The sequence below is a fragment of the Lentzea sp. NPDC060358 genome (assembly GCF_042725365.1).
Taxonomy (GTDB): domain Bacteria; phylum Actinomycetota; class Actinomycetes; order Mycobacteriales; family Pseudonocardiaceae; genus Lentzea.
On record NZ_JBHXCW010000484.1, the window covers coordinates 1 to 1,219 of the forward strand.

Annotated in this window: 1 protein-coding gene; it reads left to right on the top strand. The window is 74.4% G+C overall.

Translation table 11 applies throughout. The features are described from left to right. Positions 1-1,219 (top strand): NACHT domain-containing protein (locus tag ACFWGZ_RS41060; RefSeq protein WP_382456984.1); only part of this gene is annotated, 1,219 nt, incomplete at both ends.

The window sequence follows — 1,219 nt, forward strand, 5'->3', positions numbered from 1 at the left end:
CCCCTGCGCCACGAGCCGGTGCACGGCCGCTTCCCCCGGGACGCCCGGTACGAGGAGGACTACGCGGCGGCGCTCGGGGCCGCGTACCGCCGCACGAAGATCTTCGGCCTGGACGAGCTGGGCCGACGCGAATCCGAATGGGACCTGGACACCGCGTACCTGAGCCTGGAGGCCCAGCAGCACCCCGCACACCACGGCCCCGGAACCGTCGGCCTCCCCGGCCCGCCCCAGCGGATCGACACCCTCCTCCCCGACCGGCCCCGGGTCCTGCTGCGCGGCGACGCGGGCGCGGGCAAGACCACCCTGCTGTGGTGGCTGGCCGCACACGCCGCGTCCGGCACCCTGAGCCCGGAGCTGGGCGCGCTCAACGGGCTGGTCCCGTTCGTCGTACCGCTGCGCACCCTGCGTGCCGAGGGCGGCACCTTCCCCTCCCCCGCCCAGCTGCCCGACGCCGCCCGGCTGGTCGTCGACCGGGCGCCCGAGGGGTGGGTGGGCCGGGTACTGGAGTCCGGCCGGGGCCTGTTGCTGGTCGACGGCCTGGACGAGGTCCCGGCCGACGACCGCGAGCAGGCCCACCAGTGGCTCTCCCGGCTCCTGGACCGCTACCCGGACATCCGCTGCGTGGTCACGGTGCGCCCGCTCGCCGTCGAGTCGGGCTGGCTGGACTCCCAGGGCTTCGAGGAACTGCGGCTGCTGCCGATGGGGGACCGGGACATCGAGGCGTTCGTCGCCGCCAGGCACCGGGCCGCCCGGCTGGACGACGACGACCACGAGACGCTCGGCACGCTGGAGCGGGACCTGGTCCAGCAGTTCGCCCAGAACCGCACCCTGCTCGACCTCGCCCGCACCCCGCTGCTCTGCGCCGTGATCTGCGCCCTGCACCGCCGCCGCCAGGGCCTCCTGCCGGAGACCCGCTGGAGCCTGTACGACTCGGCCCTCACCATGCTGCTCGGCGACCGCGACAAACAGCGCAGGATCGACGCCCCCGAGGGCATCACGATGAGCCCGGCGGAACAGGCCCAGCTCCTCCAGCGCATCGCGATCTGGCTGGTCCGGGGCAACCAGTCGGAGCTGGACCGCGCCGCCGCGCTGCGCCAGCTGGAACGCGCCCTGCCCGGCATGGCACGGCTGAGCTCCCAGGGCTCGTCCGGCACGATCCTGAACCACCTGCTCAACCGCAGCGGAGTCCTCCAGGAGCGCGCCGAGGACACCTACCAGT